A 15,444-nucleotide genomic window follows, 5' to 3' on the forward strand; every position below is an offset into this window, starting at 1 on the left:
TTTCCCTGCTCGCCCCCCCGCTCAAAAACCCTGCCCGGGCGGGGGGCGCGGGGCGGCCACCCCCCCCCCATTCGCGGTGGGCGGGCCCCGGGCCGGCGCCGCCGCCCCGCGCCCCTCGGCGTCCGCGCCGCCGCGTCCGCCCAATAAGCCTGCTCTCGGTCTCAGACGGCCTGGTGGAGCAGTAGGCCCACCGCGATCAGCAGAATCATCAGCGCCACCAGCATCGCGGGGCTGAGCTGGGCGAACAGTCCGCCCGCTTGCTGCTGAAGCCGTTCCCTGCTGGCCCGGCACACGGGGCAGCGGCCCTCGCTCACAGGGGCCGCGCAATTGGCGCACACCAGTCGGTCGTACGTCATGCGACCTCCTTCTCCACTGCACCAACGCACCGGAAAGCGCATTGGTTCCCTCCTCCACTGTGCCAGCTCGCCGCCGGAACGGCGCGTCCCGCGAGATTGTGCGCCTTTTGTCCCGTAGGTGCCGTGAATAAACGCACCAACCCTCCACGCCGACTGCACCGTCCCGCGAGGTTCGCGTATGGTCACGCACACCGACGGGCGCCGCAACTCGGCAACCCGTGCCCCTATCCAGGTCGACCGTGGTGCATCTGTGATCCGATTCGACAACGTCTCCAAGACCTACCCGAAGCAGACCCGTCCCGCACTCAGGGACGTCTCGCTCGAAATCGAGCGCGGCGAGTTCGTCTTCCTGGTGGGCTCCTCGGGCTCCGGCAAATCCACCTTCCTGCGGCTGCTGCTGCGCGAGGAACGGGCCAGCCATGGCCATGTGCATGTGCTCGGCAAGGACCTCGCCAAGCTCTCCAACTGGAAGGTTCCGCAGATGCGGCGCCAGGTGGGGACGGTCTTCCAGGACTTCCGGCTGCTCCCCAACAAGACCGTGGGGGAGAACGTCGCCTTTGCCCTGGAGGTCATCGGCAAGCCGAGGGGCCAGATCCGCAAGACGGTTCCCGAGGTCCTCGAACTCGTCGGCCTCGGCGGCAAAGAGGACCGTATGCCGGGTGAGCTCTCCGGTGGTGAGCAGCAGCGCGTCGCCATCGCGCGGGCGTTCGTCAACCGCCCGATGCTGCTCATCGCGGACGAGCCCACCGGCAATCTCGACCCGCAGACCTCGGTCGGCATCATGAAGCTGCTGGACCGGATCAACCGGACCGGTACGACGGTGGTCATGGCCACCCACGACCAGCAGATCGTCGACCAGATGCGCAAGCGGGTCATGGAACTCGAGAAGGGCCGGCTCGTACGCGACCAGTCGCGCGGCGTGTACGGCTACCAGCACTGAAAGGACGCCATGCGCGCCCAGTTCGTCCTGTCGGAGATCGGCGTCGGTCTCCGCCGAAACCTCACGATGACGTTCGCCGTCATCGTCTCCGTAGCCCTCTCGCTCGGTCTGTTCGGCGCCTCGCTGCTGATGCGCGACCAGGTCAGCACCATGAAGGGCTACTGGTACGACAAGGTCAACGTCTCCATCTTCTTCTGCAACAAGAACGACGCCGACAGCGGTGCCAACTGCGCGAAGGGCGCGGCCACCCAGCAGCAGAAGGACGACATCAAGGCCGAGCTCGGCCGGCTGCCGATCGTGCAGGACGTGACCTATGAGTCCAGCGATCAGGCGTACAAGCACTACAAGGAGCAGTTCGGGGACACCCCCGTCGCCGGGCTGGTGACGCCCGACCAGCTTCCGGAGTCCTACCGCGTCAAGCTCAAGGACCCCACGAAGTTCACGGTCATCAAGTCGGCGTTCTCCGAGCGGCCCGGCGTCATGGAGGTGCAGGACCAACGGGACACCGTTGAGCCGCTGTTCAACCTCCTCAACGGCATGAACATCGCCGCGCTGGTCGTGATGGGGCTGATGCTGGTCGTTGCGCTGATGCTGATCGTCAACACCGTGCGGGTGTCGGCGTTCAGCAGGAGGCGGGAGACCGGGATCATGCGGCTGGTGGGAGCGTCCAGCTTCTACATCCAGATGCCGTTCATCCTGGAGGCGGCCATCGCGGGCCTGCTCGGCGCCGCCTTCGCCTGTGTGCTGATCGTCGGCGGCAAGTACATCCTCGTCAACAACTGGCTGGCGAAGAAGATCCAGGTGATCAACTTCATCGGCTGGGACTCGGTGGTGACGGTCCTCCCGCTGGTCCTTCTGATCGGGCTGCTGATGCCTGCGCTCGCCGCGTTCTTCGCGTTGCGCAAGTACCTCAAGGTGTGAGCTTTGCCAAGGGGCGCCGTACGGCAACTTGCCGTACGGCGCCCTTTTGTCCCCTAGACTCACCGGCATGTCGGGCCCGTGTTCGTACGACCGGCCCCGCCGCATTCGCCGCGGGGCGGCCCTGACGTTGTTCCTCGCGAGCGTCCTCGCCACCGGTGTGGTGACGGGGACGTGGAGCGACGCGGCGGAGGGCGCCGCCGGGCACACCCCGGACCGGATGCCCTCCGGAGCGCATGCCCGTAAGTCCGACCTCGCGGACCGCGCCGCCGTCGAACGGGCCGCTTCCGAGGCCGTCGAGGACGGCAAGTCCGGTGCGCAGGCCGCCGCCGAGGTCGTCAGCCGCAGCGGCGACCGCTGGTCGACGATCTACACCCCGGGCGAGTACGAGGATTTCCAGGAGCAGTTGGGCGGCGGCTACGTCGGCGTCGGGATCTGGGTACGGCCCGCGGACGGCGGCCGGATCGCGGTGTCCCGGGTCCAGCCCGGCAGCCCCGCCGCACGGGCCGGTATCGCGGTGGGTGACCGGCTGCGCGCCGTCGACGGCCGCAGCACCCGGCACGCCCCGGTCACCGAGGTCGTCGCCCGGCTGCGCGGCGCCTCCTCCGAGGACGCCCGTGGTCCCGCCACGGCCGGCAGCCCGGTGACCCTGGACCTTCAGCGCGGCGACCGCCGCTGGACGGAGACGCTGCACCGCACCCGGCTCAGATCCCGCAATGTCGTCGTCGACCGGCCGGCCGGTGGCCAGGGCCCGACCCGCGTCAAGATCGCCGCGTTCACCAAGGGCACCGGAGACGAGGTCCGCCGCGCGGTGCGCCGGGCCTCCGGGGACGACGGCATGCTGCTCGACCTGCGGGGCAACACCGGCGGCCTGGTCACCGAGGCCGTCGCCACCGCCTCCGCCTTCCTGGACGGCGGCCTGGTCGCGACCTACGACGTCCACGGCGATCAGCGTGCCCTGTACGCGAAGCGCGGCGGGAACACGCACCTTCCGCTGGTGGTCCTCGTCGACGGGGGCACGATGAGCGCCGCCGAGCTGCTGGCCGGCGCCCTCCAGGACCGCGGCCGGGCGGTGCTGGTCGGCTCCCCGACCTTCGGCAAGGGCGCGGTGCAGATGCCCAGCGAGCTCCCGGACGGCTCGGTCGCCGAGCTGACCGTCGGCCAGTACCGCACGCCGTCGGGCCGGACCGTCGACGACTCCGGCCTCACGCCCGACCTGGTCGCGGGCAGCGGAGCCGAGAAACGGGCCCGCACGGTATTGAGTGGCCTCGGGGGCGGGTCTTAGTGCGAAAATGGCCGCACTATGGCTAAGGACAAGGGCAAGGGCAAAGACCCGGGGCGCAAGCTCGTGGCGCAGCACAAGAAGGCGCGGCACGACTACCACATTCTGGACACCTATGAGTGTGGTCTGGTGCTGACCGGCACCGAGGTGAAGTCGCTGCGGCAGGGCCGGGCGTCGCTGGTGGACGGTTTCGTCCAGATCGACGACAACGAGGCATGGCTGCACAACGTACATATTCCGGAATACGCCCAGGGCACCTGGACGAATCACAGTGCGCGGCGCAAGCGGAAGCTGCTGATGCACCGCGCCGAGATCGACAAGCTGGCGTCCAAGAGCCAGGAGTCGGGCCACACGATCGTGCCGCTCGCCCTCTATTTCAAGGACGGCCGGGCCAAGGTCGAGATCGCGCTGGCCAAGGGCAAGAAGGAGTACGACAAGCGGCAGACGCTGCGCGAGCAGCAGGACCGCCGGGAGACCGACCGGGCGATCTCCGCGGCCCGGCGGCGGCAGCGGGCCTGATCTGCCCCGATGGGGCCCGGTCCGGCCGGGCTCCCGGGAATACGCTGGCAACCGCGGGCGTTGTTCCCGTACGATGGCTCCGCACCCCACGAGGGGCGCAGGCACCACCTTGATAAATCAACATGGGGATGATCGGTTTCGACAGCGGATGTCGAAGCAGGGGAAGCGAGTCGAGGAAGCGGCAATGATCTCGTTAACCATATGTCGCAACCAATAATCGCCAACACCAAGCGCGATTCCTTCGCCCTCGCTGCCTAAGTAGCGACTTGCGAAGTGTCAGCCCGGGGATGTTCCCGACCCGGATCCTGGCATCAGCTAGGGAACTAAACTTCTGGACCCGGTCACGGGGTGCAGAAGGAAATTAAACAGTGACTGGGCCCGTCGGAGACTTGTTCGCGTGATCTCCGGGGCCGAGAAAATCGCAGCGAACTGCACTCGGAGAAGCCCTGATTCCGCACCGTTGGACGCGGGTTCGATTCCCGCCATCTCCACCACACGGAGAGCCGGGGGGTATGCCCCCCGGACCCCGTCATCCCATGTAGGCCCAGGCCCCGTCTGTCCGTGAGGACAGCGGGGCCTGAGTCGTTTCACGGGCGGTGTGTGGGCGCCGGTCACGGGCGGTGCGGGCGCCGGCGGCCCGTGAGGTCGTTTCACGGGCGGTGCCGGGGACGGCGGCCCGTGAGCAGGGTGACGGTCAGCGCGAGGGCGGCCGCCGCCGCGGGCACCCCGTAGGCCGCGCCCGCACCGGCCAGGCGGTCGACCGCCCAGCCGCCGCCCGCCGAGCCGGCCGCGATACCGCCGAGCAGTGCGGTCACGGCGAGGGTCATGCCCTCGTTCAGCTGCCCCGGCGGCGTCCGCGACTGGACCAGGCCCATGCCGGTGACCATGGTCGGCGCGGTGGCCATACCGGCGGCCAGGAGGGCGACGGCCAGTGCTGCCGCGCTCCCCGTGGACGCGGCGAGCAGCGGGAGCAGCATCAGGGCCGCCATGGCGCCGGCGCAGCGGAGGAAGCGCCGGCCGGTACGGGCCGCGGGCGGCAGCAGCCCGTAGAGCAGCCCGGCCGCGCCGGAGCCGGCCGCCTGGAGGGCCAGCAGGGCGCCCCCGGCGGAGCGGATGCCGTGGGCGTCGGCGTAGGCGAGGGTGACCACCTCCAGGGAGCCGAAGATCGCGCCGGTGCAGAGGAAGGTGAGCAGGAGGGGCGGGAGGCCCGGCAGACGCAGCGGGGTGCGGGCCGGGGCGCCGGTCGCGGCGCGGGCGGCGGCCGGGGGCTCGGTGCGGCGCTGGGCCGCGAAGAGCAGCACCCCGGTCAGCAGCAGCGCCGCGCCCACCGCCGTGCCCGCCTCCGGGAAGAGGGTGGTGCACAGCAGCGTGGCGAGCACCGGCCCGAGCAGGAAGCACAGCTCGTCCGCGGCCTGTTCGAAGGAGTTGGCGGTGTGCCGGGCGGCCGGGTCGTCGCGGAAGAGGTGCGCCCAGCGGGCGCGGGACATCCCGCCGGTGTTGGGCGTCGTCGCGGTGGCGGCGTACGAGGCGAAGAGGGTCCAGTCCGGCGCGCCGTAGTGGACGCAGAGGAGGAGGGAGAGCGAGCCGAGGGTGGCGAGGGCGGTGGCCGGGACCGCGATACGGGACTGGCCGTAGCGGTCGATCAGCCGGGCGGTCCAGGGACCGGCGAGCGCCGTGGCCGCCAGCCCGGTGGCGGTGACCGCCCCGGCGAGCGCATAGGAGCCGCGCGTGCCGGCGATCATCAGGACCGCGCTGATGCTGAGCATCCCCATGGGCAGCCGGGCCGGCAGGTTGGCGGCCGTGAAGGCGCGGGTGCCGGGGACGGCGAAGATCCGCCGGTAGGGCGCGAACGGGCGGCGGCGGGCGAGCGGACGGAAGCGTGCGCGGCGGCGGCGCGGGGCCGGGCGTACGGGAGGGGCGGTGACCGGCCGGGCGGCGAGGAAGAGGATCATGCCGTCTACGGTCGCCGCCGCGGCCCCCGCCCGTCCAACACCTGGTCAGCGCCCATTTACGCGGCTGGGTTGTCAATGAAATCGAGGGTGGCTCCCGCCGCTGATCCTGCCAGGATGGCCCGATGCCGTACGACATCGATCCGCGACTGCTGCGCGCGTTCACCGCCGTCGCCGAGGAGCTGCACTTCACCCGGGCCGCCGCCCGGCTGTACGTCGCCCAGCAGGCGCTGAGCCGCGATATCCGGCGGCTGGAGCGGGAGTTGGGCGCCACCCTGTTCGTACGGAGCACCCGCCGGGTCGCGCTGACGGCGGACGGGGAGCGGCTGCTGCCGTACGCGCGGCGGGTGTTGACCGCGCAGGACGAGCTGGCCGCCGCGTTCCGCTCCGCGCCCGAGCGGCCGCTGCTGGTCGATGTGAGCGTGCCGATCGGTACCGCCCACGCGGTGCTGGAGGCGGCCAGGGGCCGGCTGCCGGACGACTGTGAGCTGGTCGCCCGCTTCCACAGCGGCCTGACGGGGGCCGCGGCCGAGATGGCGGCCGGCCGGCTCGATGTCTCCTTCGGCCGGTACGCGGCGCTGCCCGCCGACGTCCGCGCCGGTCTCGACCATCAGCCGGTCCGGCTGGAGCCGATGGCGGTCCTGCTGCGCGACGATCACCCGCTGGCCGCCCGGCCCGCCGTCCCGCTCGCGGAACTGGCCGGCGAGACGCTCTACGCCGCCGCCGGGAATCCGCAGACCGTGGAGTGGACCGACCTGGCCGAGCGGCTCTTCGCGGGGCGCGGCATCGCGACGGCCGAGCCGTTCCCGGAGATCGAGGGCTCGCAGGAGTTCGTCCGGGTGGTGCGCAAGCGGGGCTGGTCGGTGCTGGCGAGCGTGGAGTTCATGGACGTGCCGGGGATGGTGCTGCGGCCGCTCGTCGACCCCGTACCGCTGTCGCCGGTGTCGATGGTGTGGCGGCGCGGGCTGCGGCATCCGGGGCTGGACGCGCTGCGGGCGGCCGCGACGGAACTGGCCGGGCGGCACGCCTGGCTGGCGCCGCCCGGGGCCGCCTGGTGGCTCCCGGAGGCGGATGCGCGGGCGATGGGCGTGGACGGGTGACGACCGGCGCACGGGTGACGGACCGGCGTTGCGCCACGTACGGCAGAAAATAGCCACGCACAGGCAACCGCGGGCGCGGGAAAACCTTTCCTTAACGGCAGGGAATCGTCCGTGGAACGAACAGGAGGAGCGGCCGTGCGACGGCGTTCACTACTCGCGGCGGCGGCCGCCGCGCTGGCCTTGACCGTCACGGCGGGCCTGGCCCTGACCGGCTGCGGCTCCCCGCGGATGGCGGCGCTGCACACCAACTGCACCACCAAGGGCCTGCGGTGGAAGGTCACCGTCCTCAAGAAGCAGCCGCGCGCCAAGCACCGCGAGGCCCGGCTGTCCGTCGTCAACAAGGGCACGGACCCCTGTGTGTTCCGCGGCTTCCCGGCCTTCGTGGTCCACCTCGGCAAGGGCCCCCAGTCCGACGCCCGCGGACACGGCCGGGCCCTGCCGATAGACCTGCGGCGCGGCGGCAAGGTCACGGCCGGCCTGCGCTACCGGGACTGCCCCAAGGGCTCGCTGCTGAACGAGCCCGTGGCCGTCACCAATGACACCGCCGTGGTGTCCGCGCCGCACGACAAGGCGGGGGGCCAGGCCGTCGTGGCCCGCGACGAGCAGGGCAAGCGGCTGCGGATGAACATCTGCGCCGACACGATCTGGATGGACCCGCCGCGCGAAGCGGCCGAGTAGCCCTGGTTACGGGGCCGTTGTGGCGGTGGTAGTACGTGCCGCGAACGAGGTGAACGCGGCCCAGGCGCCCGGCGAGACGTCGAGGTGCGGGCCCTCGGGGTCCTTGGAGTCGCGGATGTGGATGGTGGTGGGGTGGGTGGCTACCTCTAGGCAGGCGCCGCCCTCGCTGCCGCTGTGGGTGGACTTGCGCCATTCGTAAGCCACTTCGAGACAGTTGCCGCCTTGCTCACTGCTGTAGCTGGACTTGAACCACATCAGGTCGGTCATTGCTCTCCTAGCAGCCGGTCCAACAGACCCGTGGTCTCTTCGGCGTTGAGGGCCTGCATTCGCAGCATTCCATATTTCTGGGTGAGGCTGCTGACCTTGTCTGCGTCGGAGATGAGGTGGCTGCCGATCTGCGTCTCGGAGTAGGCGAGGCGCTGGTGGTCTGAGGTCTCCAGCAGCACGAAAGGCCCGGAGAGACCGGCATGGCTGGTGTTGCCGAACGGCATGACCTGAATTGCCACTCCAGGGAGATCGGTACATGCCCGCAGATGCCGCAGCTGTTCCCGCATGACCTCACAGCCACCGAGGTGATCCCTGAGGACGGCCTCCGAGATGATGAAGCTGGCAATGACGGGTACGTCGCGGTGCAAGACCTCTTGGCGTTCCAGCCGTCCCGCGACACGCAGCTCCATCGTCTCCTTGCTCAGGGACGGAAGGTCGCTGCGGAACGTCGCGCGGGCGTACGGCTCGGTTTGGAGCAAACCCGGAAGTACTTGGTTCTCGTACCCCGACAGGGCAACAGCTTGCTTCTCATACGCGATGAACTCCTCCGCCCAGATCGGATACTTCTCCTTCGGCGGCAGGTTCTCCACCCCCGTCGCCAACGCCCCTCCCGTTCCCAGGAGTTGATCGAGCTCCCGTGCCAGGTGAGGCATCAGGGCCCGCCTGCCCTGTTCGATGGAGGCGATGGTCTCCTCGGCGACGGAGGCCCGTTCGCCGAGGGCGCGCTGGGTGAGTCCGGCTTTGACGCGGAACATCGCCAGTTGCGCGCCGATGACTTCCATGGCTGCGGAGTGCCGGTTCTTCGGCTTCTTTCGCGACTGCATGGCCTTCCACTCCCCCTGGTCGGGCCCCGGTGACCGTGTGTGCGCCCGTACTCACGAGGAGTACGGGTCCGTCTGCCGCGGCAGCATAGTTACGCAGCGCGACCGTTGTCGGAGGAATGCGCGGATCGCCCCTGCATGAGCGGCCGTGGGCCCTCACCCGCTCCCACCACACCCCGTGAGCGCAAGGTTTCGTACGTGTCACCGGGCGGCACGGTATGGAAATCCGCCATCCCTAGCGTCGAACTCAGGACCCGACCCCCTGGGAGGCGCGATGACGGCCGCGGCAGCAGAGACCCGTAACGAGAGCCCTGACGGCAGCCATGGCGAGAGCCGGCCGCGGAGGGGCGGCCGGTGGATCGAGCGCTGGGACCCGGAGGACGAGGGCTTCTGGCGGGAGACGGGGGAGCGGATCGCCCGGCGGAATCTGGTGTTCTCCGTGCTCTCCGAGCACATCGGGTTCTCGATCTGGAGCCTGTGGTCGGTGATGGTGCTGTTCATGGGGCCCGAGTACGGGATCGCGCCGGCCGAGAAGTTCTTCCTGGTGGCGTTGCCGACGGCGGTGGGCGGGGTGCTGCGGGTGCCGTACACCTTCGCGGTGGCGCGGTTCGGCGGGCGCAACTGGACGGTGATCAGCGCCGTGATGCTGCTGGTGCCGACGTCGGTGGCGGCGGTGGTGCTGGAGCCGGGCACCTCGTATACGACGTTCCTGCTGGTCGCGGCGCTGGCGGGGGTCGGCGGCGGGAACTTCGCCTCGTCGATGACCAACATCAACTCCTTCTATCCGCTGCGGAAGAAGGGGTGGGCGCTGGGGATGAACGCCGGGGGCGGGAACATCGGGGTGCCGGTGATCCAGCTGCTGGGGCTGCTGGTGATCGGCACCGCGGGGGCCGCGCATCCGCGGATCGTGCTGGCCGTTTATGTGCCGCTGATCGTGGTCGCGGCAGTGTGTGCGGCGCTGTTCATGGACAACCTCGCGCCGGTGACGAACGACACCGGGGCGGCCCTCGACGCCGCCCGGGAGCCGCACACCTGGGTGATGTCGCTGCTGTACCTCGGCACCTTCGGATCGTTCATCGGCTACAGCTTCGCCTTCGGCCTGGTGCTTCAGAACCAGTTCGCGCGGACGCCCCTCCAGGCGGCGTCGCTGACCTTCATCGGGCCGCTGCTGGGGTCGCTGATCCGGCCGGTCGGCGGGCGGCTGGCGGACCGGTTCGGCGGCGCCCGGATCACGCTGGGCAACTTCGCGGCGATGGGGCTGGCCACCGGCGTCGTCATCTATGCGTCGTCGGTGCGGTCGCTGCCGGTGTTCCTCGTCGGGTTCATCGCGCTGTTCGTGCTGACGGGGCTCGGCAACGGCTCCACGTACAAGATGATCCCGGGGATCTTCCAGGCCCAGGCGCTGCGGCGCGGGCTGGTGGGGGAGGAGGCCGCGGCGTACGGGCGGCGGCTGTCCGGGGCGGCGATGGGGCTGATCGGGGCGGTGGGCGCGCTCGGCGGGCTGGCCATCAACCTCGCCTTTCGCCAGTCGTTCCTGGTGGCGGGGTCGGGCACGCCGGCCTTTGTGTCGTTCCTCGGCTGCTATGTGGTGTGCGGCGGGGTGACCTGGGCCGTATACCTGCGCCCGGCGGCCCGTGCGCGGCGTACGGCGCGGGCGGCGGGCGCGCCGGACGCGGCTCCGGCGGACGAGGCGCGGCCCGCGGTGTACGCGGAGGTGTGAGGGGAGGCGTGAGCGGAGGGGGAGGGGCGGGCGCGGCGGGCTCCGGGGGGCGCCGCGCCCGCCCCGCTCCCTCCCTCGCGCCCGCCCCGTATCCGCCCGGTCGTACGGGCCGGGCGTGCGGAGCGTCGTAACCCCGGGGAAATATGGGAGGACCGGGGCTGTCACGTGCCGTTGGCACGCTGGCGTCCTGGCACTCCGTGCCGCCCGAGCCGCGGCGGGGCGGGAAGCACGAGGCACCACACCACTCTGGGCGGAGCGGGACGACCATGTACGAGCAGCAGCAGGAGCACGGCGAGACGGGGCGGACGGCGCCGGAATCGGGAGCGGAACCGGCCGTCCGGCCGCTGGAGGGGTTCACCGTCGGGGTGACCGCGGCCCGGCGGGCGGAGGAGCTGGGCGCGCTGCTGGAGCGCCGCGGCGCCCAGGTGCTGCACGCGCCCGCCCTGCGGATCGTCCCGCTGCCCGATGACACCGAGCTGCTGGCGGTGACCCGGGACCTGATCGAGCACGCACCGGACATCGTCGTCGCCACGACGGCGATCGGCTTCCGCGGCTGGATCGAGGCCGCGGAGGGCTGGGGCCTGGGCGAGGCGCTGCTGGACCGGCTGGCCGGGGTGGAGCTGCTGGCGCGCGGGCCCAAGGTGCGGGGTGCCATCCGGGCCGCCGGGCTGACCGAGAAGTGGTCACCGGCCTCCGAGTCGATGGCCGAGGTGCTGGACCGGCTGCTGGCGGAGGGCGTCGCCGGGCGCCGGGTGGCCCTCCAGCTGCACGGGGAGCCGCTGCCGGGGTTCGTGGAGGCGCTGCGGGCGGACGGCGCCGAGGTCGTCGGCGTCCCCGTCTACCGCTGGATGCCGCCGGAGGACATCGGGCCGGTCGACCGGCTGCTGGACGCGGTGACCGGGCGCGGGCTGGACGCGGTGACCTTCACCAGCGCGCCGGCCGCCGCGTCGCTGCTGCGCCGGGCCGGGGAGCGCGGGATCCGCGAGGAGGTGCTGGCGGCGCTGCGGCGGGACGTGCTGACGGTGTGCGTGGGGCCGGTGACCGCGCTGCCGTTGGAGGCGGAGGACGTGCCCACCCTCCAGCCGGAGCGGTTCCGGCTGGGGCCGCTGGTGCAGCTGCTGTGCCGGGAACTCCCGGGCCGGGTACGGCCGTTGCCGGTGGCCGGGCGGCGGCTGGAGATCCGGGGGCACGCCGTGGTGCTGGACGGGGTGCTGCGGCCGGTGCCGCCGGCCGGCATGGGGCTGCTGCGCGCGCTGGCCCGCCGCCCCGGCTGGGTGGTGTCCCGTGCCGACCTGCTGCGGGCGCTGCCGGGCGCGGGCCGGGACGAGCATGCGGTGGAGACCGCGATGGCCCGGCTGCGGGTGGCGCTGGGGGCGCCCAAGCTGATCCAGACGGTCGTCAAGCGCGGCTACCGGCTGTCGTTGGACCCGCATGCGGGCACGGACAAGTACGGCGGGGAGTAGGGGGCGGGGCGGTCGGGAGGTGGGGCCGGTCCGGAGGCGGGGGCGGACAGGAGACGGGGGCGGCCCGGCGTAAAGGCCCGTCCGGCGTTTAAGGCCCTCCGGCGTTAAGGCCCGTCCGGTGTAAGGCCCCGCCCTACGCCGGGTTGCTGACGCGGATCTTGGACTGGCCGTGCGGCCGCTTCTCCCAGTCGTCCATGAAACGCGCCTCCAGGCCGTGCTTGCGGGCGAGCTGCAACAGGGTCTCGGTCCGGTAGTAGAAGTCCTCGCGCAGCACCTGGTGTTCGGCGCCCTCGGTGCGGTCGAAGGTGAAGTCGAAGAAGCCGTCGGGGGCCAGAATCCGGCCGACGTGGGCGAGGCACTCGTCGATGACGTCGAGCGGTGAGTGCGAGAAGACGCTGTGCGCGTGGACGACGTCGAAGTGGGCGGACGGCAGGAAATCCAGCTTCAGGTCCTGCGTGATCGTCAAGTGCGGCAGTTTGTCCTGGAGTTCGTAGGTGGTCAGGGTCTGCTTCGCGGAGATCAGGATGTCCGGCGAGATGTCGATGCCGTAGTAGTTGCCGGTGTCCAGGTAGGCGATGAAGCGCCAGCCGGCGCGCAGATTGCCGCAGCCGATGTCCAGCATCCGGTGGTCGGGCTTCAGGCCGTGCTCGGCCAGGTAGTCGAACTGCATCTCGCCCAGCGCCAGCCAGCGGTCATGGCTGCGGCTGCCGACCGCGGCCTCCGGGTTGCGGCCGGTGTCGGAGGCCATCACCGCCCGGTAGTAGGCCACGTGATCGGGGTGTTTGAGGCGCAGCCAGGTGTCGCGGGCGGTGCGTTTGACGTACGGGGTGATCCGGGCCGGGTGGCGGAGCGCGTAGCCGACCTTGTGGGTGAGGCTGGCGCGGTTCGTGAGCAGGGACTTGCGCGACATGGAGACCTTCGTCCTGGAGGGGCTGGGGCGCGTAGGCCGGGCAGGTGGAGCGGGACACGCACCCAGCATGCGGCGGACCGGTGCGGGCGGCCTGCGGAGCGCGTGCCGGGGACTATACATCAGGTGTATACACCCAGAGTCTACGTGTGGTGTCTACGTGGCGCGGGTGCGCGGAGTGGCCGCCTCCGGAGGGTTCCGGCCGGACCGCGGGCCGGGCACTCTGGGAGCACACACGTCCGGTCCCCAAGGAGTGACAGGAACATGGCGGTGCCTTGCGATCTGCGGTTCGACTGCGGGCGGCTCTGCCTGGACCTGGCCGCCACCGCCGACGGCACCGCCGCCGAACGCCTCACCGGCCCGGACCAGTTGCGGGCCTGGCTGACCGGCGCGGGCCTGGTGCCGCACGGCACCCCGCTGGACGGCGTCGACGCCGGCTGGCTCGGCCACTTCCGCGCGCTGCGGGACCTGCTGGTCCGGGTGGTGCACGACGAGCTGCGGGGCCAGGCGGACGGGGCCGATCTGGCGCTGCTCAACTCCGCGGCCGCCGCCGGACAGCCGCCCGCTCCCTCTGCGGTACGCGCCGCGGACGGCACCCTGGCCCGCGCCCTCACCGGCCCGCCCGAGTGCGCCGGTCTGCTGGCCGCGGTGGCCCGGGACGCGATCGGGCTGCTCACCGACACGGTGGCGCGCGGGCAGCTGCGGCAGTGCGAGGGCGAGAGCTGCACCCTGGTCTACCTGGACACCTCGCGGGGCCGGCGCCGTCGTTGGTGCTCCAGCGAAGTGTGCGGCAACCGGGAGCGGGTGGCGCGGCACCGGCGGCGGACGATGGTGCGCCGGGAGCAGTCCGGGGACGCCGCCACGGACCCCGTCACGAATCCCGTCACAAACCCCGTTACGGGCACCGCCGCGAGCCCCGTCACCGCCGCGGAAAAATTTTCCGCCGGCCGCTGAACACCCCGTCCGTCCCGTCCGTACTCCTCACCGCAAGTCCGATTCATGGCAGGGTCCCCGTCGATCTTGGGCGATCTGGGCTATCGACCCGGGAGTTGGAGTGCGTAAGGATGCCGTCGTGGCAGACAGGACGACACCTGAAGAGGAGCTCATGCGAGCCCTCTATGACGATCACGCGGGCCCGCTTCTCGCCTTCGTCCTGCGGCTGGTGGCGGGCGACCGGCATCGCGCCGAGGACGTGGTGCAGGAGACGCTGGTGCGCGCCTGGCGCAACGCCGACCAGCTCCAGCGGGCGACCGGCTCGATCCGTCCCTGGCTGGTGACCGTCGCACGGCGGATCGTGATCGACGGGCACCGCAGCCGCAAGGCACGGCCCCAAGAGGTCGACGCGACCCCGCTGGAGACCATGCCCGCCGCCGATGTGATCGACCGGGCGCTGCGCCTGATGACGATCTCCGAGGCGCTGAGCGACCTGAGCCAGGCCCACCGAGAGGCCCTCGTCGAGACGTACTTCAAGGAACGTACGGTCAATGAGGCAGCGGAGGTGCTGCGCGTGCCGGCCGGAACCGTGCGGTCCCGGGTGTTCTACGCGCTGCGCTCCCTGAAGCTCTCGCTCGAGGAACGAGGAGTGACGGAGTGATCCCGCCCACGCAGCCGGACCGGCACAGCGACGTCGGCGCCTATGTGCTGGGCGTCCTGGACGCCGCCGACGCGGACCGGTTCGAGCGGCATCTCGTCGGCTGTGAACGGTGCGCGGCCGAACTCGAGGAGCTGATGGCCCTGACGCCGGTGCTCGCCGAGTTCAAGCAGTCCGCCCCCACCCCGGAGACGATCACGGCCGTCCCCGGCCGCCGGGTGCTGGACGGGCTGCTCGACGAGGTCGACGCCACCCGCCGCAGCCGCGGCCGGCGCCGGCTGTTCCTGGTCGCCGCGGCCGTCGTGCTGATCGTCGGCGGGCCGCTCGCCGCCGTCTCCCTCACCGGGGGAGGCGACAAGGAGCCGGCGCCGCCGCTGGCGAACGCCGTCCGGGCCCAGTACGCCGCGGGCGAGAAGGTGACCTCCGTCGACCCGGAGACCAAGGTCTCGGCGGGCGTCTCCATGGCCGCCCGGCCCTGGGGCACCCAGGTCGTCATGGAACTCGCCAACGTCAAGGGGCCGCAGAGCTGCGATCTGGTCGCCGTCGGCAAGGACGGCAAGCGGCAGACCATCACCACCTGGGCGGTCCCCAAGGGCGGCTACGGCATCCCGGGCGGCGCCGAGAAGTGGAACCGCGAGCCGCTCTACGCGACCGGCGGCGCGGCCCTCAACCGCGGCGACATCGACCACTTCGAGATCAACACGCTCGACGGCAAGCGGCTGGCCACGATCAAAGCCTGAGAATCCGGGGTGCCCGGACCGGCGCCCCGGCCGGAGACGGTGCGGGCGCCGGTCAAGAACCGCGGGGCGCCGATCGGCGAAACCCCCGCCCGGCACACCCGACGTAGCCGTCCGAGTCAACATCCGACCAAACTCGCCCGTTTTTGTCCCTTTCACCAGGTGCGCAGCGTGCCTGGTTCGCGTACGGTTGACG

At 71.4% G+C, this 15,444-nt stretch carries 16 protein-coding genes and 1 other RNA gene; 12 read left to right on the forward strand and 5 right to left on the reverse strand.

The features are described from left to right. Positions 1–161 precede the first annotated feature (161 nt). Positions 162–356 (reverse strand): hypothetical protein, encoded by a 195-nt coding sequence (locus ACFWJW_RS25900; protein ID WP_042155281.1) that lies wholly within the window; start codon positions 354–356, stop codon positions 162–164. A 250-nt stretch (positions 357–606) separates the two neighbouring features. Between ACFWJW_RS25900 and ftsE the strand changes: the two genes are divergently transcribed. The 5 genes from ftsE to ssrA all read left to right on the forward strand — a co-directional run bounded on the left by ftsE (position 607) and on the right by ssrA (position 4,509). Further along, positions 607–1,296 (forward strand): cell division ATP-binding protein FtsE, encoded by a 690-nt coding sequence (ftsE, locus tag ACFWJW_RS25905; RefSeq protein ID WP_006605294.1) that lies wholly within the window; start codon positions 607–609, stop codon positions 1,294–1,296. Positions 1,297–1,305: 9 nt separating this feature from the next. Further along, positions 1,306–2,217 (forward strand): permease-like cell division protein FtsX, encoded by a 912-nt coding sequence (ftsX, locus tag ACFWJW_RS25910; protein ID WP_387245888.1) that lies wholly within the window; start codon positions 1,306–1,308, stop codon positions 2,215–2,217. 67 nt (positions 2,218–2,284) lie between these two features. Then, positions 2,285–3,499: a S41 family peptidase gene (locus tag ACFWJW_RS25915; protein WP_387245890.1), complete on the forward strand. Its 1,215-nt coding sequence runs from the start codon at positions 2,285–2,287 to the stop codon at positions 3,497–3,499. A gap of 18 nt (positions 3,500–3,517) precedes the next feature. Continuing rightward, positions 3,518–4,015, forward strand: coding sequence for an SsrA-binding protein SmpB (smpB, locus tag ACFWJW_RS25920; RefSeq protein WP_386444751.1), 498 nt, complete (start codon positions 3,518–3,520; stop codon positions 4,013–4,015). Positions 4,016–4,139: 124 nt separating this feature from the next. Further along, positions 4,140–4,509: a transfer-messenger RNA gene (gene ssrA / locus ACFWJW_RS25925) on the forward strand. A 156-nt stretch (positions 4,510–4,665) separates the two neighbouring features. On the opposite strand, the gene ACFWJW_RS25930 is transcribed toward ssrA, so the two are convergent. After that, positions 4,666–5,967 carry an MFS transporter gene (locus tag ACFWJW_RS25930; RefSeq protein WP_387245892.1) on the reverse strand — a complete coding sequence of 434 codons (1,302 nt, stop codon included), beginning with the start codon at positions 5,965–5,967 and terminating at the stop codon, positions 4,666–4,668. A gap of 122 nt (positions 5,968–6,089) precedes the next feature. Here ACFWJW_RS25930 and ACFWJW_RS25935 point away from each other — a divergent pair, with 122 nt between their 5' ends. Both ACFWJW_RS25935 and ACFWJW_RS25940 read left to right on the forward strand, forming a co-directional pair. Further along, complete coding sequence (locus tag ACFWJW_RS25935) at positions 6,090–7,064, forward strand: LysR family transcriptional regulator (RefSeq protein WP_387245894.1); 975 nt, start codon at positions 6,090–6,092, stop codon at positions 7,062–7,064. 135 nt (positions 7,065–7,199) lie between these two features. Continuing rightward, entirely contained in the window at positions 7,200–7,742 is a 543-nt protein-coding gene (locus ACFWJW_RS25940) for a DUF4232 domain-containing protein (protein WP_387245896.1), read from the forward strand. Positions 7,743–7,748: 6 nt separating this feature from the next. On the opposite strand, the gene ACFWJW_RS25945 is transcribed toward ACFWJW_RS25940, so the two are convergent. Then, positions 7,749–8,009 (reverse strand): DUF397 domain-containing protein, encoded by a 261-nt coding sequence (locus ACFWJW_RS25945; protein ID WP_387245898.1) that lies wholly within the window; start codon positions 8,007–8,009, stop codon positions 7,749–7,751. Beyond that, complete coding sequence (locus tag ACFWJW_RS25950) at positions 8,006–8,833, reverse strand: helix-turn-helix domain-containing protein (RefSeq protein ID WP_387245900.1); 828 nt, start codon at positions 8,831–8,833, stop codon at positions 8,006–8,008. The genes ACFWJW_RS25945 and ACFWJW_RS25950 overlap by 4 nt, the downstream gene beginning before the upstream one ends. Positions 8,834–9,104: 271 nt before the next feature. Between ACFWJW_RS25950 and ACFWJW_RS25955 the strand changes: the two genes are divergently transcribed. Continuing rightward, the gene (locus ACFWJW_RS25955) at positions 9,105–10,550 is read left to right on the forward strand and encodes a nitrate/nitrite transporter (RefSeq protein ID WP_387245902.1); all 1,446 of its coding nucleotides are present in this window, start codon (positions 9,105–9,107) and stop codon (positions 10,548–10,550) included. Between the two features lie 266 nt (positions 10,551–10,816). Beyond that, on the forward strand, positions 10,817–12,013 hold the full coding sequence (locus ACFWJW_RS25960) for a uroporphyrinogen-III synthase (protein WP_387245904.1): 1,197 nt from the start codon (positions 10,817–10,819) through the stop codon (positions 12,011–12,013). 133 nt (positions 12,014–12,146) lie between these two features. Here the strand turns inward: ACFWJW_RS25960 and ACFWJW_RS25965 are convergent, their stop codons facing one another. Next, a complete protein-coding gene (locus ACFWJW_RS25965) occupies positions 12,147–12,923 on the reverse strand; it encodes a class I SAM-dependent methyltransferase (protein WP_387245906.1) in 777 nt (258 codons plus the stop codon). Positions 12,924–13,184: 261 nt separating this feature from the next. Here ACFWJW_RS25965 and ACFWJW_RS25970 point away from each other — a divergent pair, with 261 nt between their 5' ends. The 3 genes from ACFWJW_RS25970 to ACFWJW_RS25980 all read left to right on the forward strand — a co-directional run bounded on the left by ACFWJW_RS25970 (position 13,185) and on the right by ACFWJW_RS25980 (position 15,251). Beyond that, positions 13,185–13,874, forward strand: coding sequence for a CGNR zinc finger domain-containing protein (locus ACFWJW_RS25970; RefSeq protein ID WP_387245908.1), 690 nt, complete (start codon positions 13,185–13,187; stop codon positions 13,872–13,874). 100 nt (positions 13,875–13,974) lie between these two features. Continuing rightward, the gene (locus ACFWJW_RS25975) at positions 13,975–14,514 is read left to right on the forward strand and encodes a sigma-70 family RNA polymerase sigma factor (RefSeq protein ID WP_107070693.1); all 540 of its coding nucleotides are present in this window, start codon (positions 13,975–13,977) and stop codon (positions 14,512–14,514) included. Continuing rightward, positions 14,511–15,251, forward strand: coding sequence for an anti-sigma factor family protein (locus ACFWJW_RS25980; protein ID WP_387245910.1), 741 nt, complete (start codon positions 14,511–14,513; stop codon positions 15,249–15,251). Before ACFWJW_RS25975 ends, ACFWJW_RS25980 begins: the two co-directional genes overlap by 4 nt. The last annotated feature ends 193 nt before the right edge of the window (positions 15,252–15,444 follow it).

Origin of the sequence: Streptomyces sp. NPDC127097, assembly GCF_042724075.1 — a bacterium.
Taxonomy (GTDB): Bacteria; Actinomycetota; Actinomycetes; order Streptomycetales; family Streptomycetaceae; genus Streptomyces.